General features: G+C 64.3%; 24 protein-coding genes. 7 read left to right on the top strand and 17 right to left on the bottom strand.

The genetic code is table 11. From position 1 onward, the window contains the following. Window positions 1–16 precede the first annotated feature (16 nt). The 10 genes from AOP77_RS01760 to AOP77_RS01715 all read right to left on the bottom strand — a co-directional run bounded on the left by AOP77_RS01760 (window position 17) and on the right by AOP77_RS01715 (window position 8,017). Complete coding sequence (locus AOP77_RS01760; RefSeq protein ID WP_062208538.1) at window positions 17–586, bottom strand: hypothetical protein; 570 nt, start codon at window positions 584–586, stop codon at window positions 17–19. Continuing rightward, window positions 583–2,367, bottom strand: coding sequence for an alpha/beta hydrolase (locus tag AOP77_RS01755; protein ID WP_062208535.1), 1,785 nt, complete (start codon window positions 2,365–2,367; stop codon window positions 583–585). The genes AOP77_RS01760 and AOP77_RS01755 overlap by 4 nt, the downstream gene beginning before the upstream one ends. Further along, window positions 2,364–2,663 (bottom strand): hypothetical protein, encoded by a 300-nt coding sequence (locus tag AOP77_RS01750; protein WP_062208532.1) that lies wholly within the window; start codon window positions 2,661–2,663, stop codon window positions 2,364–2,366. Before AOP77_RS01750 ends, AOP77_RS01755 begins: the two co-directional genes overlap by 4 nt. Next, window positions 2,656–3,177 (bottom strand): hypothetical protein, encoded by a 522-nt coding sequence (locus AOP77_RS01745; protein WP_152649729.1) that lies wholly within the window; start codon window positions 3,175–3,177, stop codon window positions 2,656–2,658. Before AOP77_RS01745 ends, AOP77_RS01750 begins: the two co-directional genes overlap by 8 nt. Window positions 3,178–3,231: 54 nt before the next feature. Beyond that, window positions 3,232–3,981 carry a polyamine aminopropyltransferase gene (locus AOP77_RS01740; RefSeq protein WP_062208528.1) on the bottom strand — a complete coding sequence of 250 codons (750 nt, stop codon included), beginning with the start codon at window positions 3,979–3,981 and terminating at the stop codon, window positions 3,232–3,234. Then, window positions 3,978–4,490 (bottom strand): tRNA (cytidine(34)-2'-O)-methyltransferase, encoded by a 513-nt coding sequence (locus AOP77_RS01735; protein ID WP_062208526.1) that lies wholly within the window; start codon window positions 4,488–4,490, stop codon window positions 3,978–3,980. Before AOP77_RS01735 ends, AOP77_RS01740 begins: the two co-directional genes overlap by 4 nt. A gap of 7 nt (window positions 4,491–4,497) precedes the next feature. Then, a complete protein-coding gene (locus tag AOP77_RS01730; protein ID WP_062208524.1) occupies window positions 4,498–4,950 on the bottom strand; it encodes a hypothetical protein in 453 nt (150 codons plus the stop codon). A gap of 94 nt (window positions 4,951–5,044) precedes the next feature. Further along, on the bottom strand, window positions 5,045–5,671 hold the full coding sequence (locus AOP77_RS01725) for a pentapeptide repeat-containing protein (RefSeq protein WP_062208522.1): 627 nt from the start codon (window positions 5,669–5,671) through the stop codon (window positions 5,045–5,047). Between the two features lie 38 nt (window positions 5,672–5,709). Then, window positions 5,710–6,138: a cupin domain-containing protein gene (locus tag AOP77_RS01720; protein WP_062208520.1), complete on the bottom strand. Its 429-nt coding sequence runs from the start codon at window positions 6,136–6,138 to the stop codon at window positions 5,710–5,712. Between the two features lie 91 nt (window positions 6,139–6,229). Then, on the bottom strand, window positions 6,230–8,017 hold the full coding sequence (locus AOP77_RS01715; protein ID WP_201774076.1) for a chloride channel protein: 1,788 nt from the start codon (window positions 8,015–8,017) through the stop codon (window positions 6,230–6,232). A gap of 54 nt (window positions 8,018–8,071) precedes the next feature. Here AOP77_RS01715 and AOP77_RS01710 point away from each other — a divergent pair, with 54 nt between their 5' ends. The 3 genes from AOP77_RS01710 to AOP77_RS01700 all read left to right on the top strand — a co-directional run bounded on the left by AOP77_RS01710 (window position 8,072) and on the right by AOP77_RS01700 (window position 11,203). Continuing rightward, on the top strand, window positions 8,072–8,545 hold the full coding sequence (locus tag AOP77_RS01710; protein WP_062208518.1) for a MarR family winged helix-turn-helix transcriptional regulator: 474 nt from the start codon (window positions 8,072–8,074) through the stop codon (window positions 8,543–8,545). 130 nt (window positions 8,546–8,675) lie between these two features. Then, window positions 8,676–9,293 (top strand): MarR family winged helix-turn-helix transcriptional regulator, encoded by a 618-nt coding sequence (locus AOP77_RS01705; RefSeq protein ID WP_062208513.1) that lies wholly within the window; start codon window positions 8,676–8,678, stop codon window positions 9,291–9,293. Next, a complete protein-coding gene (locus tag AOP77_RS01700) occupies window positions 9,290–11,203 on the top strand; it encodes an ABC transporter ATP-binding protein (RefSeq protein ID WP_062208511.1) in 1,914 nt (637 codons plus the stop codon). Before AOP77_RS01705 ends, AOP77_RS01700 begins: the two co-directional genes overlap by 4 nt. 256 nt (window positions 11,204–11,459) lie before the next feature. Here the strand turns inward: AOP77_RS01700 and AOP77_RS01695 are convergent, their stop codons facing one another. Both AOP77_RS01695 and AOP77_RS01690 read right to left on the bottom strand, forming a co-directional pair. Then, window positions 11,460–12,041 carry a sugar O-acetyltransferase gene (locus AOP77_RS01695; RefSeq protein ID WP_062208508.1) on the bottom strand — a complete coding sequence of 194 codons (582 nt, stop codon included), beginning with the start codon at window positions 12,039–12,041 and terminating at the stop codon, window positions 11,460–11,462. 4 nt (window positions 12,042–12,045) lie between these two features. Continuing rightward, window positions 12,046–13,992, bottom strand: a complete 1,947-nt coding sequence (locus AOP77_RS01690) for a M13 family metallopeptidase (RefSeq protein ID WP_062208505.1) — start codon at window positions 13,990–13,992, stop codon at window positions 12,046–12,048. Window positions 13,993–14,086: 94 nt separating this feature from the next. Here AOP77_RS01690 and AOP77_RS01685 point away from each other — a divergent pair, with 94 nt between their 5' ends. After that, a complete protein-coding gene (locus tag AOP77_RS01685; protein WP_062208502.1) occupies window positions 14,087–14,536 on the top strand; it encodes a ribose-5-phosphate isomerase in 450 nt (149 codons plus the stop codon). An 80-nt stretch (window positions 14,537–14,616) separates the two neighbouring features. Here the strand turns inward: AOP77_RS01685 and AOP77_RS01680 are convergent, their stop codons facing one another. The 3 genes from AOP77_RS01680 to AOP77_RS01670 are packed head-to-tail and all read right to left on the bottom strand — an operon-like array spanning window position 14,617 to window position 17,875. Next, window positions 14,617–15,885 carry a GNAT family N-acetyltransferase gene (locus AOP77_RS01680; protein WP_062208499.1) on the bottom strand — a complete coding sequence of 423 codons (1,269 nt, stop codon included), beginning with the start codon at window positions 15,883–15,885 and terminating at the stop codon, window positions 14,617–14,619. A 52-nt stretch (window positions 15,886–15,937) separates the two neighbouring features. Continuing rightward, complete coding sequence (locus tag AOP77_RS01675; RefSeq protein WP_084622138.1) at window positions 15,938–17,320, bottom strand: GNAT family N-acetyltransferase; 1,383 nt, start codon at window positions 17,318–17,320, stop codon at window positions 15,938–15,940. A 21-nt stretch (window positions 17,321–17,341) separates the two neighbouring features. After that, window positions 17,342–17,875 (bottom strand): CoA-binding protein, encoded by a 534-nt coding sequence (locus AOP77_RS01670; RefSeq protein ID WP_084622136.1) that lies wholly within the window; start codon window positions 17,873–17,875, stop codon window positions 17,342–17,344. Window positions 17,876–18,047: 172 nt separating this feature from the next. Here AOP77_RS01670 and AOP77_RS01665 point away from each other — a divergent pair, with 172 nt between their 5' ends. Further along, window positions 18,048–18,524 (top strand): Dps family protein, encoded by a 477-nt coding sequence (locus AOP77_RS01665; RefSeq protein WP_062208493.1) that lies wholly within the window; start codon window positions 18,048–18,050, stop codon window positions 18,522–18,524. Window positions 18,525–18,766: 242 nt separating this feature from the next. Here AOP77_RS01665 and cysE read toward each other — a convergent pair whose 3' ends face one another. Further along, window positions 18,767–19,411: a serine O-acetyltransferase gene (gene cysE / locus AOP77_RS01660; RefSeq protein ID WP_084622134.1), complete on the bottom strand. Its 645-nt coding sequence runs from the start codon at window positions 19,409–19,411 to the stop codon at window positions 18,767–18,769. 34 nt (window positions 19,412–19,445) lie between these two features. Then, window positions 19,446–20,381 carry a cysteine synthase A gene (gene cysK / locus AOP77_RS01655; protein ID WP_062208490.1) on the bottom strand — a complete coding sequence of 312 codons (936 nt, stop codon included), beginning with the start codon at window positions 20,379–20,381 and terminating at the stop codon, window positions 19,446–19,448. Window positions 20,382–20,781: 400 nt separating this feature from the next. On the opposite strand from cysK, the gene AOP77_RS01650 reads away from it, so the two are divergent. Then, window positions 20,782–21,249, top strand: coding sequence for an SRPBCC family protein (locus AOP77_RS01650; protein WP_062208487.1), 468 nt, complete (start codon window positions 20,782–20,784; stop codon window positions 21,247–21,249). A gap of 4 nt (window positions 21,250–21,253) precedes the next feature. Then, entirely contained in the window at window positions 21,254–21,676 is a 423-nt protein-coding gene (locus AOP77_RS01645) for a DUF1761 domain-containing protein (RefSeq protein ID WP_062208484.1), read from the top strand. The last annotated feature ends 27 nt before the right edge of the window (window positions 21,677–21,703 follow it).

The raw sequence follows: 21,703 nt of genomic DNA, 5'->3' as shown, positions 1-21,703 counted from the left end.
CCTGCGGCTGTTTCCATTATTCGTCGAGTGGCGTGACAAGCGCTTGGTCAAACTGTCGGTGCTCGGACGTCTGATAGGTGTCAAAGTCGCCGGGTGTGAGGACGAACTGCTCGGTGCTGGTGAGCGTGAAAAAGTAGTCGTACCTCATCTGTTCATCGTCGATGAACTGCAAACTGGCTTCCGAGCTTCCGTCCGCGCTGACGCCGTTTACGGTGATGTTCGCCACCGTGGCTCCAGTTCCGTCGGATGTTGAGGAGGTGACCTCCTCGTACCCGGCGTTGACGAAGGCCGCCTCCATGTCTTCTTGCGTTGGCGGCGGGCCCATCAATCTCGCGCCCACTTTCGCCGTGACGGTGACGTTGGTGCCTTCCATTCCGCCCCGTTGTTCGATTCCTCGGTCTGCTTGCACAATCGTCGCGTTGAGGTCATCGGCAATCTGGGGCAGAGCCAACTCCCCCGCGTCAAGAAGCGGATCGGTTGCCGCCTCGACGTCGGTTGCGTCTCCAGTGGCGCCCGCGGTGCACGCTGACAATAACGCGATGCATGCGGCGCCGGTCGCCAGCCAGTAGGTGGTTGCTCGTTTCATTCGCGTCGTATCCGAATCTCATCGTCTGTTGACAAAGTGGGGGTGGGCGTGCGGGATGCTTCGGGGTCCTGCGGCGGGCCCCACCAAGGATCATGCACATACTCCGCCTGGGTCACCTCGTCGTAGTCGCCCACCATGATCTGCCCCATGTTGAAAATGGCTTCGGTGCCACGGTCGTAGTACTTGACGTGGTCATCTATATTTCGGTACCAGGATGCCCTGGATTCGTCTTCGGCCTGAAACCGCGTTGCGCCAAAGTCGTCCTCAGCGACATCGTTGCCGAGGCCCGCGCCTCCCAGGGTGTGACCTCCCACCCAGCCATTGTCGGCAAGGGCAGCCACGACGTCGCGGCTGGAATTGCCGGCCCACACCTGCGGCACGTGGAGGTCAGACGCCTGGTCAACACCCCCACCGGCACCTGGGCTGCCAATGAGTACCAGGTTGTCGACGTCGAGGCCCGCGTCGGATGCGGCGTGAGCTGAAGTCGTCGACCCATATGAGTGCCCGATCACGGTCATCAGGGGCGGATTTGAACTGCGAACCGATTGGATCCCACTCACGTACTTCGACAGCCGCTCGCCGCCGTCGATGGCGGCCGACTCCGTCACCGTGTGGCCCAGATCAAGGTCACTCGGGTTGTTGTAGCCGATCCAGGCGATGGTGGCGCTGGTGCTATACGGGTCGGAAAGTCGTGCGGACTCGTACAGGTTTCGCGCATCCGCCGCGTAGTCAGGAATGCTCGAGCCGTCTGTCATGATTCCCGGAACGCTCACGGAAACGTTGTCTGCCGTATCGGGGTCGCCGATCGCGATAGCGACGGCGCCATCGTTTCCAAAGGCCGCTGGCTGATAGAGCATCAGCGAGACGGGAATGGGTTCACCCGTGATGGGATCAATGGTGGTGGCGTCGTCGCCACTGCGGCCCTCTGACTCGTCCAACGCCCGTTGTGCCGCGCGAATGTTGTCCCCATGAACCCTCTGCTCGGGGGTGAGTTTCCCGCGGCCTTCGGCGAGGTCGAGTTGCGCGACGTCATTCTCGAGCATGAGCCTGTTGGCCTGATCGCGAACCTCCGCGCTAAGACCATCCGCAGCGCCAATCACCTCCGGGTACGCGGCAATCACGGCGAATTGCTGGTCCTCAGTGAGCGAGTTCCACCAGTCGTTGACCTGCTGCGGGCTTGAGCCCCCACCTGGCGCGCCGGGGAGCTTCATCGCGGCATCTGCGCCGTCACCCTTGGCCGCTATCTTGCGCGCCTCAGCAACTGTGTCGACTGCTGCCAGCGCCGCGCGAAGTGTCGAGTTATTCGCGTCGATCGAGGCCTCAAACTCATTGACAGAGGAGACGTAGTTGCGCCGTGACAGGCGAAGATCCTGCGCCCAACCCTGTAGGGCGGAGGCGTCGTCGTCGGTGGCGATCCTTACCTCCGCCGCCAGCGACCGAATGCTTGAGTTGAGCGAAGTGTGCCAGTCCACCAGGGTCTCGCGCGTGGATTCGAGGCGTTCCATCGAGTCGCCGTAGTCCCACATGGCCTTGGCCGCGCGGCGGATCGCGAGCGAGGCGGCATCGGCGTCCTTGGCGCTTGCCTTTACTCGGTCGCCGTAGGCCGTCGCACCTGCGCCCACCCAGCCATCAAGAATGTTATTGGCCGCGCACGCGGTATCGAGGTCATCCAATGCCGACGATGCTCGCAGGAGTTCGGCAGCGCACTCGTTGACTGCAGCCGAGTTGCCGTGGAGCGGAGGCACCGAGTCGACGAGTTCAGGGACCGAGACATGGGTCATGACACGTAGCCGAACAGCCGGTTGAACTCTTCCTGAGCCGCGTAGTCATTGTCGATGTACGCCGTCCACGCGGCGTTGAGTGCATCCGAGGTGTCCTCCGCGCGCTCGGCGATCCCCTTAGTCGCATCGGACCACGTGGAAAGGAATGCCGTCACGGCCGCGACAACAGCAGGGTCGAATCCTGACGAGTCTGCGTTGGCGACGGCGCTGGACGCGGATGTCACAGCCTGTGACTGGTCGAGCCACAGAAGGGCCGCGTTGGAGAGGACGGGGATATCGACGAACTGTTCAGGCATCGTCGCGTCCCGTCAGCGCGGCGGCGGATTCGGCTCCCACACGCATCTCCTCACCGCTAGCGCGAACCGAGACCATGCCGTCGAAGATCGTGATACGCACGAACATCCGTTCAGCTGTCGCGTCCACCCACACGACCTCGGATTCATCGCGCGCCTCGGGCTTCCACCCCAGCTGCTGAAGGCGGAAGGAAAGCATCTCGCGGTCCGTGGGGGTGTCGTCGGAGGCGGGTGTGCGCACTGACGACTGCGGTTCGACGGCGTCGTCACCGATCCCGCGCCAAGCGCCGTGCGGCGTCTCGTTCAGGTGCAACATCTCGGCGATCAGCGCGATGCGTCGCTGAAGGGTGTCGAACGCACCCTGAGCGTCGTCGACTGTTGTGGTCGCCGGTGCTGAGGCTGGACCGCTCTCGTCGGGCGCCTGGGAGGCATCTTGCGGGAGTAGTACCAGTGTGACGTCAGGGTGGTCACGCCGGAACGTCGCCCACATCGGATCGCTAGGTAAGGGCTGGTCCATGGGTTGAATCTAACAGGTCAAGAGCGTCCATGTTTGTGTATTTCCGCACACACGCTAGTCCCGTTTGCTGGCGACGTAGATGGTCGCCGTCGCGTCCCTGCCCTGCAACGGATTGGGGAAGGTGATGACCTCAGCCGTGACATTCGTGAAGACCGCCTCGAGTATGGACAGGTACTCGTCCTCGGGTGGGTCGTTGGACCACATCGCGTACACGCCGCCCGGTCGCAACTGGTTTGCCACGGCGGTCATGCCGTTGAGTCCGTAGAAGCCCTCACTGCCGTCCGCCAGCAGGTGTGTGGGAGAGTGGTCGATGTCCAGCAGCACCGCGTCGAACAGCCTGCCAGGCTCCGAGGCGTCGTAGCCCTCGCCGTAGGACATGGCAAAGAAGTCGCCCTGCTGGAACCTGCACCGGTCATCGCCGGTCAGCGCGGCGCTCGCGGGCACCAGGTTGTCGTTGTGCCAATCGATTAACGGCTGAACGAGCTCGACGACGACTAGGCTGCCCACCTCCTGGTGCTCCAGTGCGGCTGCGGCCGTGTAGCCAAGCCCCAAACCGCCCACGGCGACGTCGAAGCGGCGCCCCGCCGCGGCATCGTCCGACTGCGAAGTGTTGGCCACCAGTCTCGCGACGCCTAGATGTGAGAGTTCGATCTCGGCGGCGGTGAACTGGCTGGACATGAGCCATTCGTCGTTGAGTTTGACCTCAAAAACGTCCTGCTGGGTGACGAGGTCGTAGCGCCGGCGGAGGGTCACCTCGCCGATGGGGGTATCCGCGTAGCCGAGTTCTTCCATGCGTGAGCTCATGCGGGACTCCCCGCGGCGAATCCCGACTGCCGCCAGGCCTCGTAGACCACCAAGGACGCCGCGTTGGTGAGGTTGAGTGACCGGCGACCGGGCAGCATCGGGATGCGAACTCGATCCGTGACCCGGGGGTGTGCGAGCGCCTCCTCCGGCAAGCCGGTGGGCTCGGGGCCGAACAGCAGAATGTCGTCCGGGCGGTACTCGATGTCCGAGTACACGGTGTCGGCCTTGGCCGTGTACGCGAAGACGCGCGCGTCGGGCAGGGCCTCCAGGAAGGCATCGAACGAGGGGTGCACCGTCACCGTCGCGAGGTCGTGATAGTCCAGCCCCGCGCGCTTGAGCTTGGGCTCCGAGAGGTCGAATCCCAGTGGCTCGATCAGGTGCAGATGCGCGCCGGTCACCGCGGAGAGGCGAATCGCGGCGCCCGTATTCTCCGGGATGCGCGGCTCGTAGTACGCGAGCGACGGAGCGGCGCTCAGCGCCTGAGCACTCGTGTCGGCGGCAGCAGCCATGCCTGCCTTAAGTCGCGATCGTGAATGAGATCGAGATGTTGACCACGAGCGCCACGGCGATCAGCATGAGGCCCAGGCCGAGCATTCCGAGCTTGGCGTCGGAGGCCTGCTTGGAGCCGAGTGCGATGGTCGCGTGACGGAGCAGACGATCCTTGGTGGACTCCTCGACGGCGGCCTGTGCCGCGGCTTCCGCCTCGGCCTCTGCCTGCGCTGCCTCGGCGGCTTCAGCCTCTGCCTTTGCCGCGGCAGCCTTCGCAGCCGTGGTCTTGGCGGTGGTCGTTTTGGCACCGGCGGTTTTGGCGGCAGATGCTCGTGCCGGCTTTGCGGCAGCGACGGGCGGCGCAGCTGGCGCCTCGGGTGCCGCCGGTGTGGGGCGCGAGTTCAGATAGGTGATGGCGATTTGCGCGGTGATGCAGAGCAGGCCCGCAAGTACGAGGACGATGATGACGAAGGTTTGCATGGTGAGTTCCTCGCGTGAATGGGTAATTACTGTAGGACTAGTGTGACGGCAACACGCTGGCTCGGCAAGATGCGCGCGCGAGCGGTTCCCCGCGCTACTCGACGACTATCCCCAGGTGGTCCGCGAATTGCGGCGCCAGCAGAGTCACCTGGGTATCGCTCATGGTTGCGCCCTTGAGCCCGTCCATGCCGGAGACGGCGCCAACGCTCGCGCCGCGCAGGTCCAGGTCCGTGACCTGCATGCGGTGTGCGGTCAGCACGCCAATGGTGCAGTCGGCGAACGCGACTCGCGCTCCCTTGACGTCCATCAGGTCAAGTTCGTCGAACGTGCAGCCCGTGAACAGCACGTCGGTGAGCGTCGCCCCGCGCAGGTTCGCGTAGGTGACTTTGCACTCCGTGATCTCGGTGGCGCGCAGAGTGGCGCCGTACCCCTCCCACGCGCCGATTCGCGAGGCGGCGATCTCCGAGCCAACCCAGGAAGCGTCAGGTGCCTTCAGGACCGGAATGTTGAGCCGGGTCAGGCGCGACTCGCCAAACCGGGCTGCCGTCAGGTCCGCGTCGCTCATTGCGACGTTGACGAATTCGCAGCCCACGAACGCGACGCCGCGCAAGGCGCGATCCCCGAAAGAAGCATCGGCCCATCGCAGCCCTTCGAGCGTGGTGTCCTCGTCGATGTCGTAGGCGTCTGCCTCAGTGAGATGACCGAGGTCGACGCCGCGCACCTTTGGCCGCTTGGGGCCCTGAGATCCGGTCGCGCGTACTACCAAGGCATGGGCGACTCGGTGTCGCGCTTGGCGTCTGTGGGAATCTTGTCGAGTTCGCCGCCGCCGGCGCGGATGCACATCCATTTGAGGGTGGTGGGGCTCTCCGGAGTGCAGCGCCACGTACGGCGCACGCCCTGACCAACACGGACCGCACTGCCGGCAGTCACCGGGACGATCTCATCGTCCAGTGCCATCTCGCCCTCTCCGTCAAGGAAGACGTAGAGCTCCTCAATCTCGGAGTGGGCGTGCCAGTAGCCCGCCTGCTCGCCGGGGGTGAGGGCGTTGGCAGTGACGCCGATGTACTGCATGTCGAGGGCGTGGTCGACGACGCGGCGGCCCTCGCGCTGAGTCTGGTCGGTGAACCCGCCAAAGTGCGAGCGCCACTCGTTCAGCGCGCCAATGTTGGTCACTTCAAAGTCGCTCATGAGTCGCCTTTCCCATTGGGTATCTACAGGTGAGCGTAATGCTACGGCGGCCGATGCGGCACATCCCAGGCCGTGACGGTTTCCCTCCGGATCACGTCGCCGGGGCGGTCACGGCACGTAGTACCGCGTCTTGCTGTAACCAGCCCACCACATTGCCGTCCTCGTCGAGCACGGGCAGGCCGTCCCCGGCTTCCTCCTCGAGCATCGCGTCCAGGCATAGGTCGAGCGTGGCGTCCGGCGCCAGATAGGTGCGCCACTCGATCAGTTGAGCGACGGTGACTGTAGGGGCGTCGTCGTCCTCTGCGAGCGCGGAGACGGCCGCTCCTGCTCGGACGACCCCCACGAACTCACCCTCGGCGCTGACGACCGGCAAGCATCGGCGGCGTGTGCTGAGTAGCACCTTGGATGCCTCGTCCAGGCTCATCTCGGTGCTGAGCGAGCGCGGGGGAGCGTCCATCGCCTTACGCACCGTGGTTGTGCTCAGCACTGAGGTTTGCTTGCGCGCGTTAATGTCGATTCCGCGGCGTAGTAGCTTCTTGGTGTAAATGGTGTCCTTGCTGAGGGCGGCCGAGGCGCCGGTCGCGACCACCACCGCGAGCATCAGCGGCAGGATGATCGAGTACTCACCCGTGAGCTCGAACAGGATGATCACCGCGGTGATCGGTGCGCGGGCGGCGCCGGAGAAGACCGCCGCCATCGCGACCAGCGCGTAGGCCCCCGGGTTGATGCCTAGGCCCGGGAACAGATAGTTCATGGTCTGGCCAAACGCCGCGCCCAGCATCGCGCCTAGGAACAAGGATGGCGCAAAGACGCCGCCCGAGCCGCCGATGCCGATGGTCAAGGAGGTGGCGAAAATCTTGGCTACCAGCAGGATCAGAAGGAAGCCGATGACGTACTTGCCGTCCACGGCGTTTTCCAGCACGGGGTAGCCCACTCCGTACATCTGCGGGAGCACCAGCAGGACGAGGCCGAGCAGCAGGCCGCCCACGCCGGGGCGCAGCCACTCGGGGCCCTTCCAGATCCTGTCGGAGAGATCCTCGATGCCGTAGAGCACCTTGACGAACAGCAAGGCGACGCCTGCCGCGAGCAATCCGAGCACGACGTACAGCAGGTACTCCGTGTGGCTGTTGACGGTGAACTCGGGGAGCACCAGGAACGGATCGTCACCCAAGAACGCACGCCCGATGACCGAGGCAACCACGGAGGACAACACCACTGCTCCGAATGAACTGACGGCGAAGGACCCCAGCAGCAACTCGAGGGCGAAGAAGACGCCCGCGATGGGAGCGTTGAAGGTCGCCGCGATGCCGCCGGCGGCACCGCACGCCACCAGCAAGCGCACGCGCGACTCGGGCAGCCGGGCCAGGCGGGCGAGCGATGAGCCCATCGCCGAGCCGATCTGAACGATGGGGCCCTCGCGCCCCACGGAGCCGCCGGATCCGATGGTGATGGCGGAGGCCAGTCCCTTGACGACCGCAACCTTGGCGGGGATGCGTCCGCCGCGCTTGTGGATCGCGTACATGACCTCAGGGACGCCGTGACCGCGGGCCTCCCGCGCGAACGCGTGCACGAGAGGGCCGTAGATGAGGCCGCCGACTGCTGGGGCAAGAACCACGAAGAACGCGCCGAGCCACGGGACCCAGTGATTGGGCGGGTGGCCGATGGTGGCGGAGTAGTCCTCCGATCCGGAAAAGATGAGCGTGGCCCTCTCGATCAGCCAACGGAAGGCAATGGCGCCAAAGCCAGCGCCGACGCCGACCACGAGCGACAGTCCGATGATGGTTGCGTGCTCGGAGCGCTGGGCGTTCGGGGTCGGGCGCCATGCGAGCACGTCACGAAGGTGCATTCCGATGGAGGCGAACACTGATTCTCCAGACATTTGTATTTATGCAACTGTTGTAGGTTAGCAGTCGAACGCCCGTAGGATGGCCGGATGACCTCCTCGCGCGACGCGGCATCGGCCGCCATTACTGCCACAGTGACGTCCTCGCGTGCACTGCTTGGAATCGTGGCGCAGTCGATGTCCGGTGCGCTCGAGGAGCTGTCGCTGGTGCAGTTCCGGCTGCTAGTGGTGCTGGACTCGAGTGGGCCGCAGCGCATGGGCGACCTAGCCACGGCCCTCGGGGTGCACGCGTCCACGTTGAGTCGCACCGTGGATCGACTCGAATCCGGAGAATGGATCACGCGCGAGGTGAGTCCGGAGAGCCGTCGAGAAGTCATTGTCGCGGTGTCGAACAAGGGGCACGGCATGGTCGCGGAGGTGACGCGCACGCGTCGGCGCGCTATTGCTGCGGTGCTCCAGGGCCTTGATCCGGCGGACCGTGAGGCGGTGCGGCTTGGTATGACACTGTTCGCCGAGGCGGCGGGGGAGCCCTCGGCGCCCGACATGCTCACCTTGGGCCTTTAGGGCCGCGTCCAGATGGGGTTGACATGTCTGCGCCTCGGTGCCAACATGTTAGTTGGCTAACGAATTAAAGAGACCTCGCCTTTGAGCGCAGCGTCCGTTGGCCGGCTGATCTAGAGCAAGGAGAAACATCATGAAAGATCGCCACCAACAAGACTTAGAACCAAAGGGCGCGGGCCGCGACAATATTGTTCATGCCTTGGGCAGCACCGCGCATGCCATGCGCCGTCATCTCGATCACTCGATGCACGAGATCCCCGGTCGCACCAGCGCTTGGGGTGTCATGCGTCACCTGTCCCATCACGGCCCCACCACGCAGGCGGATCTCGCTCGTGCGGTCGGCGTGGCCGGATCCACGTTGACCCGGCGCCTTGAGCAGATGGAGGATGACGGGCTAATCGAGCGCACTGACGACCCCGATGACGGCAGGCGCATCATCGTGGCGCTGAGCGAGCGGGGTGAGAACCTGCGTGCCGAGCAGCGAGAGCGCAACAACGCGGAGATCGCACGCCTCACCGAAGGCGCCGAACCAGCCGACATTGAGGCGCTCTGGCGCGTCATCGGCGTCATTCGTAGCAACCTGGTCGAGCTTCACCCTGAAGGCGAGGGCCCGGGCGGTCCAGGCCGCCGAGGGGGACGCGGCGGCCGGGGTGGCCCAGGAAGGCGCGGACGCGAACGTGGCGTCCCTGGAGGGCCCGGAAGCCGTGGCGGCCGAAGGCGCGACCGGGGCTTGGAAGGGGCGGCCGAATGAGTACACCCGCCCCTGCGGGTTCGCGCCGCGCGGCGATCGGCACTCCGCCTGGCGGAGGTGGTGGTCACGGTGGGCGCCGTATGGATGAGGCGACCCAGCGACGCCTGAACGCCGAGGCCCCGGTGATCCCGCACTTGTGGCACCGCGTGGGCAGGCTCTTCTCGCCGTACAAGCGCTCGCTGGTGATGACGGCGGTGTTAGTCATGTTCACCGCCGGCGCGGCGGTGATTCCGCCACTGATCGTGGAGCGCATCTTCGACAACGCGCTCTTCCCTACCGATGGATCGGGCGTGAACCTGCCGCTGCTGGGCGAGCTGGTGCTCATCATGGTGCTGATCTACATCGCGGTCGCAGGCCTGAGCGTCTGGCAGACGCTGCTCACCTCCACGGTAGGCAACCGTGTGACCGGGGACCTACGGGTGCAACTCTTCACGCGCCTGCAGTCCATGGACCTCGCGTTCTTCACGCGCACTAAGACCGGAGTGATTCAGTCCCGCCTGCAGAACGACGTGGGTGGCGTCGCGGGAGTGTTGACCACCTTCGTCAGCTCGATCGTGGGCAACGTTGTCACGGTCATCGCTTCGCTGATCGCCATGATCCTGCTGGACTGGCGCCTCACGCTGATCGCCGTGGTGCTCATGCCCGCGCTCGTGGTGGTGCAGCGCCGTGTGGGCCAGATCCGCGCGCGCATAGCGGCGCAGACGCAAGAGTCGTTGTCCGAGATGACGGCCATCACCCAGGAGACGCTCAGTGTCTCCGGCATCCTGCTGAGTAAGGTCTACAACCGGCAGCGCGCGGAGACAGAGCGCTACTCCGCAGAGAACCGCAACCAGATTCGGCTACAGGTGCGCCAGGCCATGAGCGGACAGTGGTTCTTTGGCCTCGTCACCGTCATCATGTCCTCCGTGCCAGCGGTGATCTACCTGTTCGCGGGAATCCTGATTGCGCGGTCCACGGACGCGGGTACCGCGCCGGCCATCACAGCCGGAACCGTGGTCGCCTTCACGGCCATCCAGTCGCGCCTGCTGTTCCCCCTCATGGCGCTCATGCGCGTCGCCCTCGAGGTGCAGACTTCCAAGGCGCTCTTCGCACGCATCTTCGAGTACCTGGACCTGGTCCCCGCCATCGAGGATGCTCCGGATGCCCGCGATGTCTCTGAGGCCCCAGGGCCAGAGGGACGTGTCGAATTTCGCAATGTCACCTTCCGCTACCCGGACGCTCCGGAAGACTCGCGGGCCACGCTAGACGGAGTGTCGTTCACCGTGGAGCCCGGCAGCACCCACGCCTTTGTTGGGCCCAGTGGGGCCGGCAAGACCACCATCGTTTACCTGGCCGCCCGCCTGCACGAAGCATCGGGCGGAGGGGTGATTTTTGCTGGTCAGGACGTGCGCGAACTCACCCACGAATCCGTCGTAGAGCGCGTGGGCGTGGTGAGTCAGGAAACGTACCTGTTCCACGCGACCATCGCGGAGAACCTCAGGTACGCGAAGCCAGACGCTACTTATGAGGAGCTCGAGGAGGCCTGTCGCAAGGCGAACATCCACGACGCAATCTCCAGCTTTGAACACGGTTACGACACGCTGGTGGGGGAGCGCGGCTACCGGCTCTCTGGTGGCGAGAAGCAGCGCATCGCCATCGCGCGCGTGCTACTCAAGGATCCACCCGTGCTGCTGCTGGACGAGGCGACCTCTGCGCTCGACACAGTCTCCGAGCGGGTGGTGCAGGCAGCCCTGGACCGTGCGGCCGAGGGGCGCACCACGCTCACCGTTGCGCACCGGCTGTCCACCGTGGCCGATGCCGACGTGATTCACGTCGTGGACGCAGGAAGAATCGTCGAGACCGGTACTCACGGCGAACTCATCGCGTTGGGCGGGCTGTATGCGCGGCTGGCGGAACAGCAGCGGGATTAGGCGGCGGACCCGACCAATCTGGTCATAAAAAAACGGCGGGACCGGGCTTTCGCCCCGTCCCGCCGCCCTTCTAGAAGTGCGTGTCGACTAGCTGCAGCCGCATGAACCGCCGCAGCATCCGCCGGTGTTGTCCTCGGCGGCAGGCTTCTCTGCCTTGATGTCGATCAGGTCGATGTTCTTGATGTCAGCCATATGCGTCTCCTTCGCTCGAGGTCAGGCCCCGATTATGGACCTGTTCACACTGTAACCCCGCGAGCTACAAATTCCTTACCACGCGGGCCGGACTCCCTACCGCGAGCACGTTCGCGGGGAGGTCCTTGGCGACGACCGAGCCGGCTCCGACCACGGTGTTCTCCCCGATAGTGACGCCTGGGCACACGATTACTCCGCCGCCCAGCCACACGTTGTCGCCGATCGCGATGGGCTCCGCGGACTCCCACTTGTCGCGTCGCAACTCAGCGTCGACGGGGTGCGTGGGTGTCAACAGCTGAACGTTGGGCCCCATCTGCACATCGCGGCCGATAGTGATAGCCGCTACGTCGAGCGCCATCAGGCCAAAGTTCGCGAACGTCCCCGAGCCGATGCTGATATTGCTTCCGTAATCCACGTGCAGCGGGGGCCGAAGGTCCACATCGTCGCCCACGTGGCCTAGTAGCTCGTGCAGCAGGACCGTAGCCTCATGGCGATCTGTGTCATAAAGCTCGCCATAGCGGGCGGCTCGCTCGCGCGCGCCTCGCATCGCGGCGCTCAGTTCTTCGTCGGCGCCGCGATACAGGTCGCCAGCCTCCATGCGCTCGCGCATGGTGCGGCCGTCGGTGAGGTCCGGGGTGTCGGTCATCGTGCTACCAGATTGTCACACGCTGCTCGGGGGCGAGGTAGAGGGCGTCGTCCGCGCCCACCTCGAAGGCCTCGTACCAGGCCTCCATATTGCGGACAATGCCGTTAACGCGGAACTCGCTGGGGGAGTGGGGGTCCGTCGCGAGGCGCGTTTTGAGTGCCTCGTCCCGCACCTTGATCTGCTCGCACAACGCGTAGCCAAGGAAATAGCGCTGCAGCCCGGTGAAGCCGTCGATCACGGGAGCATCGGCGATGTCTCCTCCGCACGCGATCTCGTAGGCGCGCAGGGCGATCATGACGCCGGCCAGGTCGCCGATGTTCTCGCCGATGGTCAGCGCACCGTTGACGGTGTGATCGCCATCCTCGCCTTCGAGCTGCTTGGGCGTGTAGCCGTTGAACTGCTCGATGAGCACCCCGGCGCGCTGCATGAATGCCTCGCGGTCTTCTTCGGTCCACCAATCGGTGAGCTTTCCGGTGCCGTCGAATTTGCTGCCCTGGTCGTCGAATCCGTGGCCAATCTCGTGGCCAATCACGGAGCCGATCGCGCCGTAGTTCACCGCGTCGTCGGCATCGGCGTCAAAGAAGGGCGGCTGCAAAATGGCCGCCGGAAACACGATTTCGTTCGCTGTGGGCAGGTAGTACGCATTCACCGTTTGCGGAGTCATCAGCCACTCGGTCCGGTCCACGGGCTTCCCAATCTTGGACCAGTCCCAGTCCTCGTCGAATGCCGCGCTCGCGCGAATATTGCCGACCAGGTCGGTCGCGCTAAGCGTGAGAGCGGAGTAGTCGCGCCACTTCTCGGGGTAGCCAATCTTGGGGGTGAATTGGCCGATCTTGATGAGGGCCTTGGCCTTAGTCGCGTCGGTCATCCATTCGAGGCCGTCGATGGAAGTGCGGTACGCGGCCACGAGGTTCTCTACCAGCGTGTCCATCCGCTCCTTGTGAGACGGCGGAAAATGCTTCTCCACATACAGCTGGCCCACTTCCTCGCCCACCACGCCCTCGACAAGGCTCACGCCGCGCTTCCAGCGCTCGCGCTGCTCGGGGGCGCCGGACAGGACGGTGCCGTAGAACTCAAAGTTTGCCTTGGAGATCTCGTCGGTCAGGTACGCGGAGCGGCCCAACGCCACGCGCCAGCGCAACCATGCCTTCCAGTCCTCGATCGACACGGTGGCCCACAGTTCACCCAGCGCCTCGAGGAAGCTCGGCTCAGATGCGATGAGTAGGTCCTCGGCTGCTTGAGGCAGGTGGATCGCGTCTGCCCACTCGCGCCAAGGGAAACCCCCGGCGGTTTCGATGAGTGTCGCCAGGGTCGTGGGGTTGTGCGTGAGGTCGGCTTCGCGCGTTTTAACGTTGTCCCAGTGGTGGCTGGCGATGGTCTTCTCTAGCTCGAAGACGCCGGCGCCGGTGAAGTTCAGGCCCGTCAGGCCGGCCATGCGGTCGATGTGCGCGACGTACTTGTTGCGGGTCTCTTCGTGGCTGTCCTCGCGGTAGTACGCCTCGTCAGGCAGGCCGATTCCGCCCTGCATGATGTAGACCACGTTCTCGTCGGGCGAGTTGGCGTCTGCGTGGACGTAATAACCCACGGCCCCACCGATGCCGAGCCTTTGCAGGTCTCCCATTGCACGCGCCAAGTCAACGTGGGACGTGGCGGCGTCGATGATGGCCAGATCGGGCGCGAGTGGTTCCACGCCCATCTCATTGATGTGGTGCTCGTCCATGAACGACGCGTACAGCGCGCCGATGCGGCTGCCTGTGGGGGCCACGTCAACCAGTTCGCGCACGTGCGCTTCCGCCTCGTCGCGGAGCTTGTAGAACGAGCCATCCGCACTGCGGTCCGACGGGATCTGGTGGGACTCCTCCCAGGGGCCCGTCACGTGCCGGAAGAAGTCGTCGCCGGGACGGATGGTGGGAGAGAAGGTGGACGCGTCGATTCCTGATTTCAGTGCCATGTCCTTACCCTATGGCGAGCGGCCGATGCTGTGGCCCAAGTTTCGCCCCCGGCTAAGCGCCGCACCGTGCCGATGAGCCTGGCACAATGTCCGTATGCGCCTACACATTGGATCAGACCACGCCGGGTTCGAACTCAAGCAGCACTTGATTGCTCACCTCACGACTGAGGGTCACGACGTCGTGGACCACGGCGCGTTTGAGTACGACGCCCAGGATGATTACCCCTCATTCTGCATCGCAGCCGCTGAGGGCGTCATTGCTGAGCCGGGCTCGCTGGGCATCGTGATTGGCGGCTCGGGCAATGGCGAGCAGCTCGCGGCCAACCGGGTCCCCGGGATTCGTGCCGCGCTCGCGTGGAGCGTTGAGATTGCGCAGTTAGCACGCGAGCACAATGACGCCAACGTGGTTGGCGTGGGCGGCCGCTTCCACACGCAGGACGAGGCGACAGCGATTGTGGACGCCTTCATCGCGACTCCCTTCAGCGAGGGCGAGCGTCACCAGCGCCGCATCGACGAGATGATGGCGTACACGCCAAACAAGTGACTTCCTGACGCGATCACGCGCGACGCAGAAAGCCCCCGCCAGTACCTTCTGGCGGGGGCTTTCTCGCGTTCACAGGGGGGCTAGAAGTCCCAGTTGGTCAGCGGAGCGACCGGAGACAGCATCGCGATCGCGAGTTCGCGTGCCTGCCCGGGGGTGTTCTCTTTGACTAGGCCCGCTGAGCTTAGCGCCTCGAGTGAGGTGCCCCCCAAGTAGACCGTGCCCAGGTGACGGATATCCATCTGGAGGTCAGCATCGTCCGGTGTGCCCTCAGCCCGGGTGACCGTGGCGTTGCCGTCCTTGACGACGATTCGCCACGTGCCGGCGTTCTCCACAATGTGCCTATCGCTGAGGTGGAACGTGACGTCGCAGTCGTGGAAGTATTCGCGGGCCACCAGCGCCTCGGGCACATTGAGCAGGCGGACCCAGATGTTGTCGATGACCTTGGTGCGTGCGCCGCGCGCATCCTTGAGCTGGAACAACAGGGGGTCGTCCGTGGCAAGGTTCTCGGTGTTGGTGGTACCCACGAGGTCGAAGTCGGTAAGGACCTGCCAAAGCTTCTGCGAGGCGGCCGGTGTGAGCGAGCCGTGCTCGCGCACCTGTGCGACGCCGTCGTGGATACCCAGCTCGGAGTCGGGCTTGCGGCGGAAGAAGGCATAGGCCACGGGCTCGCCAGCGTCCTCGATGATGCAGATGCGCCACCTCTCCATTCCGTGGCGGTTGCCCACAGGGTCAGTGAAGCGCGCGTTACGGCCGGAGCCCACGGGGTTAAGGATGGTGCCGGGGCGCTCAAGTTTGGCCTGGAGATCCGCCACCAACTGGTCGTGCTGGTCGAAGTCTGCGCGCTCCAAGCGCACGGTGAGCTCCTCGGTGCCGTCGACGTGCCACATCCGCGGCCCGCGCGGGATAGAAGCCTTGACTGTCTGCGCGCCCATGCCGTAGCCAAAGCGTGCGTAGATCTCGGACTCCATCGCATACAGCACACTGACGTGTTCGTGGCGTGCGATGCTGCGGGAGAAGTGGTCGTGAATCATGGTGGTCATGAGACCGCGACGCCGATGCGCGGGGTGGACTCCCAGCCAGGATAGGCCGGCGGTCGCGACCCTGCGGCCTCCGGGAGTGATCATGTCGGTGCCAAAACTGGCGTGGACCCCGGCGAGTTCGCCCACGTTGCCGCGACGCTCGTCCGTGACCTCGACCGCGCGCGATCGCTCAACTGGAATCGCGTCGATGTAGTCCTGGCGATCTTCCTTGAGCCATTCACCCACGAAGGCCCACTGGACCACCTGGAACAGCTCGTCGATACGCGATTCATCGATGCTGACTGACTGATAACCCTCTGATTTCTTCACGGTTCCATCGTTTCAGGTTTACCTGCCTTTGGGAAACTCGGGGGAGAAAGACTTAGAACTGGAACGAAGACATAGGGGCCTGGGCTGACTGCATTGCGGCAGAGAGCAGGCGTGAGGCACCTGGGGTGTGCTCTTCGATGAGGCCGGCTTCGGTTAGTGACTCAATGGTGACACCACCCAGATATGCCCCGCTTAATTCCTGAATCCCCAGCCGGATGTCCACCCGAATCGGTTCCCGGTCGCTGTCGGCCACCTTACTGACACGGGCTACGAACGCCCCATCGTGACGTGCGGCAGCGCCCGTGGTGAACGAGTTGCTGGGAGGTTCCATTTCCGTAGCTTTCCAGGGCTCGGTGGCGATCCGCCATAGCCCTTGATTGGCAGGCAACTGAGCGTCTGATACCCCCACCACAAGGTCAATCGGCCTGGCGTAGGTGCGCGCCTCGAGCGCCCTACGCACGTCCAAGATGCGCAGCCATAGGTCGTCTTCGATGACAGGTTTTGGTGAGCGCTGGTCAAGTGCGAGCATCATGAGCCGGTCATCGAGTGGCAAACACGTGACGAGGACCCTGCTCGAGAGGTCGAGATCAAGGAGCACACCCCAGAGGCGTCGGGAGGCTGCTCCCGTGGTTGTCACAAACTCGTTCACGGTGACTGTGCCATCGGCACTGTAACCTTCCCACTTCACCCTTCGCCTAAACAATGCGTATGCCACTGGCTCGCCTGCTGGGTTCGAGACGATCGCAATTTTGAGGCGCTCTTCGCTGGGACGATCATTGACTTCTGAGGCAGTCATCTCGCGCGCAAGGGGTTCGCTGTCGCGGACCATCGCGCCAGGCCGCGTGACCTGTCGCTGCACGGTGGACATCAACTCTGAGTGGGCTTCGTGTGAGAGTCGTTCGAGTCGCACGGTGAGGTCGGTAGTTCCAGGGACCTCCCTTAGTTCGGCCCCGCGGCCAAAGGTGGCGCGGACGTGCCAGGCGGCTCGGCCATATCCAAAACGTTGGTAGATCTGAGGCTCGGCAGCAAACAAGGAGCTGACGTATTCGCCGCGTTCGATCGACCGGGCAAAATGGTCGTGCATCATGGATCGCAAAATGCCCCGCCGCCGGTGGCCGGGGTGCACTCCCACCCAGCTCAAGGCGGAAGTCGCGATCCTTTCGCCTCCCGGCACGACCATGTGGAGCCCGAAACTCCCACGAATCCCCACCAAAGTCCCGGGCTTGCCAAGGCGCGGATCGGCGATAGTCATGCCGCGCCCTCGCCCCCACGGAAACGCTTCGCGAAGGGCGACACGTTGCTCGGATTGCAGGGGCTCGGTGAACGCCCATTCGTCGAGAGTGACCATGTCGTCCCAACGTTCTGGGGTTAAATCGAGCGGCTCATATCCTTCAGGCGCCACCCTGTGCGGCTCTGCGGCATGAAACTTACTCATACTGCGATTGTGGCACCGACCTTAGCTATCGCGCTCGGCGCGGACCAGATCAATCTGCTCGGCAAGGCGTGCCCACTCAATCTTGATGCAGCGGTTCTGCACACCTACCAGGCCAGCCTCGCGTGCGCGCTCGATGGCGGCATCGTTGACCACGCCCAGCTGAAGCCACAGCAAGTGAGCATCGGCCGCCACAGCGTCGTCCGCAATCGGGTCGACGTACTCGGCCCGACGGAACACGTCGACGATGTCCGGAGGCGTGGGTAGGTCTGCGATGGAGTCGTAGAAGGCGTGGCCCAGGATCTCAGCCTCGCCGCCCGCGGGGTTGACCAGAAACACCTCGAGGGGCGTGTTCTCGATCAGCCACACCGCAATCTGGTGGCTCGTGCGCTCCTCGTGAGGGGAGGCGCCCACGACCGCGATGGTCTTCGCTGCGGCCAATGCCTCGACGAGCAACCCGTCGCCAGGGGCCTGAGCCGAGGTGGGCATCGGGCAGGACTCGGCGGAGGAATCGGACGGGACCTTGATGCCGGCGCCAGGAAGGATGGTTTCGCTCATACCGAATCAAACCACGCGACGGCGCGTGTCATTCCCTCAAGGGCGCAGTGGCGTGAGGAAACTTTGCGCGCGCGAACCCATGCCGGAATACGGTGCCCGATGCACCGGTTTACTCATGCGTACCTGGCGTCGCCATCGGCGCCTCTGTCGAGTGGAAAGGACACTGTGAGCAATGACTGAGAACAAGCCAAACATCGGTATTGAAGCGGCGGATCGCACGGAGATCGCGGACGGGTTGTCGAACCTCCTCGCGGACACCTACACGCTGTATGTCCAGACGCAGGGATATCACTGGAACGTGACGGGGGCGACGTTCCCAGCGCTGCACCAGATGCTCGAGGACCAGTACATCGAACTACAGGAGGCGGCGGACTTAGTTGCCGAGCGAGTGCGGGCGATCGGGGAGAAGTCGCCTGGTAGCTTCGCCGAATTCCTCGAGCGCGCAAGCGTCAAGGACAACAAGGGCGCCACGACTGCGGCGCAGATGGTCAAGGACCTCATTGAAGGGCACGAGACCATCATTCGCGTGGCCCGGCCGCTTACCGAGATCGCGGAGAAGGCCGGTGACGTCGCGTCGGCCGACCTCGTCACGGAGCGCATCCGTGCGCACGAGAAGACCGCGTGGATGCTGCGAGCGACTGACGCGTAGCATCGCGATACTCAGCGCCGATCTGGCTGATAGAGACCATTAACACAATGAAAGCCCCCGGCCATGTGGCCAGGGGCTTTCATTGTCGGGTGTGGCTGAGGGGGCACACCCGATTTTGGGGAGCCATGCCCCCCGAATGGGGGGCAGTGGTTCGGGTTCAGACTAGGCGCTAGCGGCCGTCCCGGTGACCCGTAGAGGCAAATTCGTGATTCTCACCAAAAACCGCGGCCTCGAGGGCGCAGTTAGATGTAGTACATCGCAGGTTCGCGCACCTCAGGAGGCTCGTCGAGATCGTGGTGTGCATGTGAGTCGCCGGAGTCGACCGCGGAGGCGGCGGTGGAGGCCTCCTTTTCGGCGGGATGATTGCGGATCTTGGCGGGTATTCCCACTGCGGTCGCGCCGTCTGGCACGTCCTTCACCACCACGGCATTGGAGCCGATGCGGGCGTCGCAGCCCACGTGAACGGCGCCAAGGACCTTTGCCCCAGCGCCGATGACCACACGATCGCCCACGGTGGGGTGGCGCTTGCCGGGGCTCATGGTGGTGCCGCCGAGCGTGACGCCGTGGAACAGCAGCACGTCGTTGCCGACTACCGCAGTCTCGCCGATGACGACGCCCATGCCATGGTCGATGAAGACGCGACGGCCCAGCGTCGCACCGGGGTGAATCTCGATCCCGGTGCGACGACGGGCTGCCTGCGACCACAAACGCCCGTAGGTCTTCATTCCGTGGTTCCAGAGCCAGTGTGCGGCACGGTGATGCCACACGGCGTGAAGGCCCTGGTAAGACGCGACAATGACTAGCGTGGAGCGGGCCGCGGGGTCGCGGTCGTGCACCGTGCGAATGTCTTCGACGGCGAGCTTCAGAAAGCCGATGCGTTTACTCATGAAGTGAGACCTGGGGTGTCCTTGAGGTAGTGAATTAGTCCATCAGGTCGGCGTAGAGCACCGAGCTGAGGTAGCGCTCACCGAACGACGGGATGATCGTGACGATCGTCTTGCCCTTGTTCTCGGGACGCTTGCCGATCTCGATCGCCGCGTGGATAGCTGCACCGGAGGAGATTCCCACCAGCAAGCCTTCCTTGCGTGCAGCCGCGCGTGCGGTGGCGATGGCGGTCTCAGAGTCGACGTCGAATACCTCGTCGTAGATCTCTTGGTTCAGGATCTCCGGAATGAAGTTAGCGCCGAGGCCCTGGATCTTGTGGGGGCCGGGCTCGCCACCGTTGAGGATGGCGGACTCCTTGGGCTCCACGGCGATGACCTGGATTTCCGGGTTCTTGGCCTTGAGGACCTCGCCCACGCCGGTGATGGTGCCGCCGGTGCCGATGCCCGCAACAAAGATGTCGACCTTGCCGTCTGTGTCGGCCCAGATCTCTTCCGCGGTGGTCTTGCGGTGGATCTCAGGGTTGGCGGCGTTCGCGAACTGCTTGGCGAGGATCGAGCCGGGACGCTCTGAAGCGATCTTCTCGGCAGCGGCGACCGCGCCCGACATGCCCTCGGGGCCTGGGGTCAGAACTAGCTCTGCGCCAAAGGCGCGGAGCAGGCCTCGACGCTCGCGCGACATCGTCTCGGGCATAGCGAGGACCACGTTGTACCCGCGGGCGGCGCCGACCATTGCGAGTGCAATACCCGTGTTACCCGACGTTGCCTCGACGATGGTGCCGCCGGCCTTGAGTTCGCCCGATGCCTCTGCGGCGTCGACGATCGCAACACCCAGGCGGTCCTTGACGGAGTTGGCGGGGTTGTAGAACTCGAGCTTGCCCAGGATCGTTGCGTCGACGCCGTCGGCGAGTGCATTGATCTTGACCAGCGGAGTATTGCCGATCAGGTCGGTGACATTTTCGTAGATTTTTGCCATGAGGATTTCCTTAAGGGAGTAGTGCCATGTGGGAACTGTGATGAACAACGCTGATGTATCGCGATTCGATACCGGGGCGAGCGCTAACGTGCCTGGCGGGGCCGTGGGGGCCGCGGGGCGTGAGGTGTCAGCGCTCTACTGACAGCTGCAGCCCTCGGTACACATGCAGACGCACATGCAGGAGAGCTGGGCACAGGACAGGACGGCAGGAGCAGACGTCATGACGACGTGGCTCCGGTTGCTCATCTCACTGACCTCTCGTGTGCGGTAATTGTCAGAGTAGCGGCGCACGGCCGTTGCGGCAAGCGGCATCACGCCACCATGGCGACGGCCGTGCGGGGCTAGTGGGAACGGGGCTACGCTGGGCTTGTCGACGAGGGAGTCGAGCAGGGGGAGTGCCATGACTGGTCACAGAGTCGAAGTTGCGAGGGAGATCCTGGCCGCGCCCGAGCAGGTGTGGGCAGTGCTCACGGATATCGATGCGGCGCCCAAGGTGCTCTCGAGCGTCGTTTCGGTGGAGCGGGTTGGTGGCCCTGATTACGGCGTCGGAACCCGCTGGCGCGAAACCCGGCGCATGTTCGGCAAGGTTGAGATCGAGGAAATGTGGGTCACGGATGCGGTAGAGCCGCGATGCACCACCATCGCCGCAGATTCCGGCGGCACCCGATATACCACCGTATTTACGTGTGTCCCTAGTGAACTGGGGGTAGTGCTGAGCGTAGAATTCTCGGCATCCACGCCCCATCCCAAGTTGGGCCAGCGTGTGGGGTGGGCAGTATTCGGCAAGGTCGGGATGAAGGCCACCGAGAACGCGTTGAAGCAAGATCTCGAAGACATCGCCAAGGCCGCGGAAAGCGACAGAAGGTAAGGGCATGGACTGGTTTTCATTCGGCGACGTCAACTGGCTAGCGGTGATTGTCGCGACGGTTGCTCAGTTCGTTGTGGGCGCCGTGTGGTATCACCCCAAGGTGGTGGGGCGCGGCTGGATGAAGCAGGTGGGCCTCAGCGAGCAGGACATCGCGTCAGCCGACGGTGGCCCCGGTCGGTATGTTGCGACGGGTGTGGTGGCGTTCGTCACTGCCGTGGTCATGAACGTTCTGATGTGGGAGCTCGGCGTGGGCTCGGTCATCGGCGGAATTGTGTTCGGCCTGTTCGTGGGCGCCGTCTTCCGCCTCGGTGCCCACGTCATCCATAACGGCTTCGCGCTGCGCGGCCAGAGCCTGTCCGTCATTGACGGCCTGCACGACATGGTGGCGCTCGCGGTAGTGGGCGCAGTGATCGGTGCGTTTATTTAGGTTTCTCATCGAGGTGTGTGGAGAAAG

The organism is Demequina oxidasica, from assembly GCF_000975115.1.
In the GTDB taxonomy this organism is placed as follows: Bacteria; Actinomycetota; Actinomycetes; order Actinomycetales; family Demequinaceae; genus Demequina; species Demequina oxidasica.
The sequence above is the reverse complement of the archived record's forward strand: the minus strand, read 5'-3'. Positions and strand labels throughout refer to the sequence as shown.

Bases quoted from the DNA above. Each gene is read 5' to 3' on its own strand.
- AOP77_RS01760 (WP_062208538.1), bottom strand. From the start codon at position 586: ATGAAACGAGCAACCACCTACTGGCTGGCGACCGGCGCCGCATGCATC.
- AOP77_RS01755 (WP_062208535.1), bottom strand. From the start codon at position 2,367: ATGACCCATGTCTCGGTCCCTGAACTCGTCGACTCGGTGCCTCCGCTC.
- AOP77_RS01750 (WP_062208532.1), bottom strand. From the start codon at position 2,663: ATGCCTGAACAGTTCGTCGATATCCCCGTCCTCTCCAACGCGGCCCTT.
- AOP77_RS01745 (WP_152649729.1), bottom strand. From the start codon at position 3,177: ATGGACCAGCCCTTACCTAGCGATCCGATGTGGGCGACGTTCCGGCGT.
- AOP77_RS01740 (WP_062208528.1), bottom strand. From the start codon at position 3,981: ATGAGCTCACGCATGGAAGAACTCGGCTACGCGGATACCCCCATCGGC.
- AOP77_RS01735 (WP_062208526.1), bottom strand. From the start codon at position 4,490: ATGGCTGCTGCCGCCGACACGAGTGCTCAGGCGCTGAGCGCCGCTCCG.
- AOP77_RS01730 (WP_062208524.1), bottom strand. From the start codon at position 4,950: ATGCAAACCTTCGTCATCATCGTCCTCGTACTTGCGGGCCTGCTCTGC.
- AOP77_RS01720 (WP_062208520.1), bottom strand. From the start codon at position 6,138: ATGAGCGACTTTGAAGTGACCAACATTGGCGCGCTGAACGAGTGGCGC.
- AOP77_RS01715 (WP_201774076.1), bottom strand. From the start codon at position 8,017: ATGTCTGGAGAATCAGTGTTCGCCTCCATCGGAATGCACCTTCGTGAC.
- AOP77_RS01710 (WP_062208518.1), top strand. From the start codon at position 8,072: ATGACCTCCTCGCGCGACGCGGCATCGGCCGCCATTACTGCCACAGTG.
- AOP77_RS01705 (WP_062208513.1), top strand. From the start codon at position 8,676: ATGAAAGATCGCCACCAACAAGACTTAGAACCAAAGGGCGCGGGCCGC.
- AOP77_RS01700 (WP_062208511.1), top strand. From the start codon at position 9,290: ATGAGTACACCCGCCCCTGCGGGTTCGCGCCGCGCGGCGATCGGCACT.
- AOP77_RS01695 (WP_062208508.1), bottom strand. From the start codon at position 12,041: ATGACCGACACCCCGGACCTCACCGACGGCCGCACCATGCGCGAGCGC.
- AOP77_RS01690 (WP_062208505.1), bottom strand. From the start codon at position 13,992: ATGGCACTGAAATCAGGAATCGACGCGTCCACCTTCTCTCCCACCATC.
- AOP77_RS01685 (WP_062208502.1), top strand. From the start codon at position 14,087: ATGCGCCTACACATTGGATCAGACCACGCCGGGTTCGAACTCAAGCAG.
- AOP77_RS01675 (WP_084622138.1), bottom strand. From the start codon at position 17,320: ATGAGTAAGTTTCATGCCGCAGAGCCGCACAGGGTGGCGCCTGAAGGA.
- AOP77_RS01670 (WP_084622136.1), bottom strand. From the start codon at position 17,875: ATGAGCGAAACCATCCTTCCTGGCGCCGGCATCAAGGTCCCGTCCGAT.
- AOP77_RS01665 (WP_062208493.1), top strand. From the start codon at position 18,048: ATGACTGAGAACAAGCCAAACATCGGTATTGAAGCGGCGGATCGCACG.
- cysE (WP_084622134.1), bottom strand. From the start codon at position 19,411: ATGAGTAAACGCATCGGCTTTCTGAAGCTCGCCGTCGAAGACATTCGC.
- cysK (WP_062208490.1), bottom strand. From the start codon at position 20,381: ATGGCAAAAATCTACGAAAATGTCACCGACCTGATCGGCAATACTCCG.
- AOP77_RS01650 (WP_062208487.1), top strand. From the start codon at position 20,782: ATGACTGGTCACAGAGTCGAAGTTGCGAGGGAGATCCTGGCCGCGCCC.
- AOP77_RS01645 (WP_062208484.1), top strand. From the start codon at position 21,254: ATGGACTGGTTTTCATTCGGCGACGTCAACTGGCTAGCGGTGATTGTC.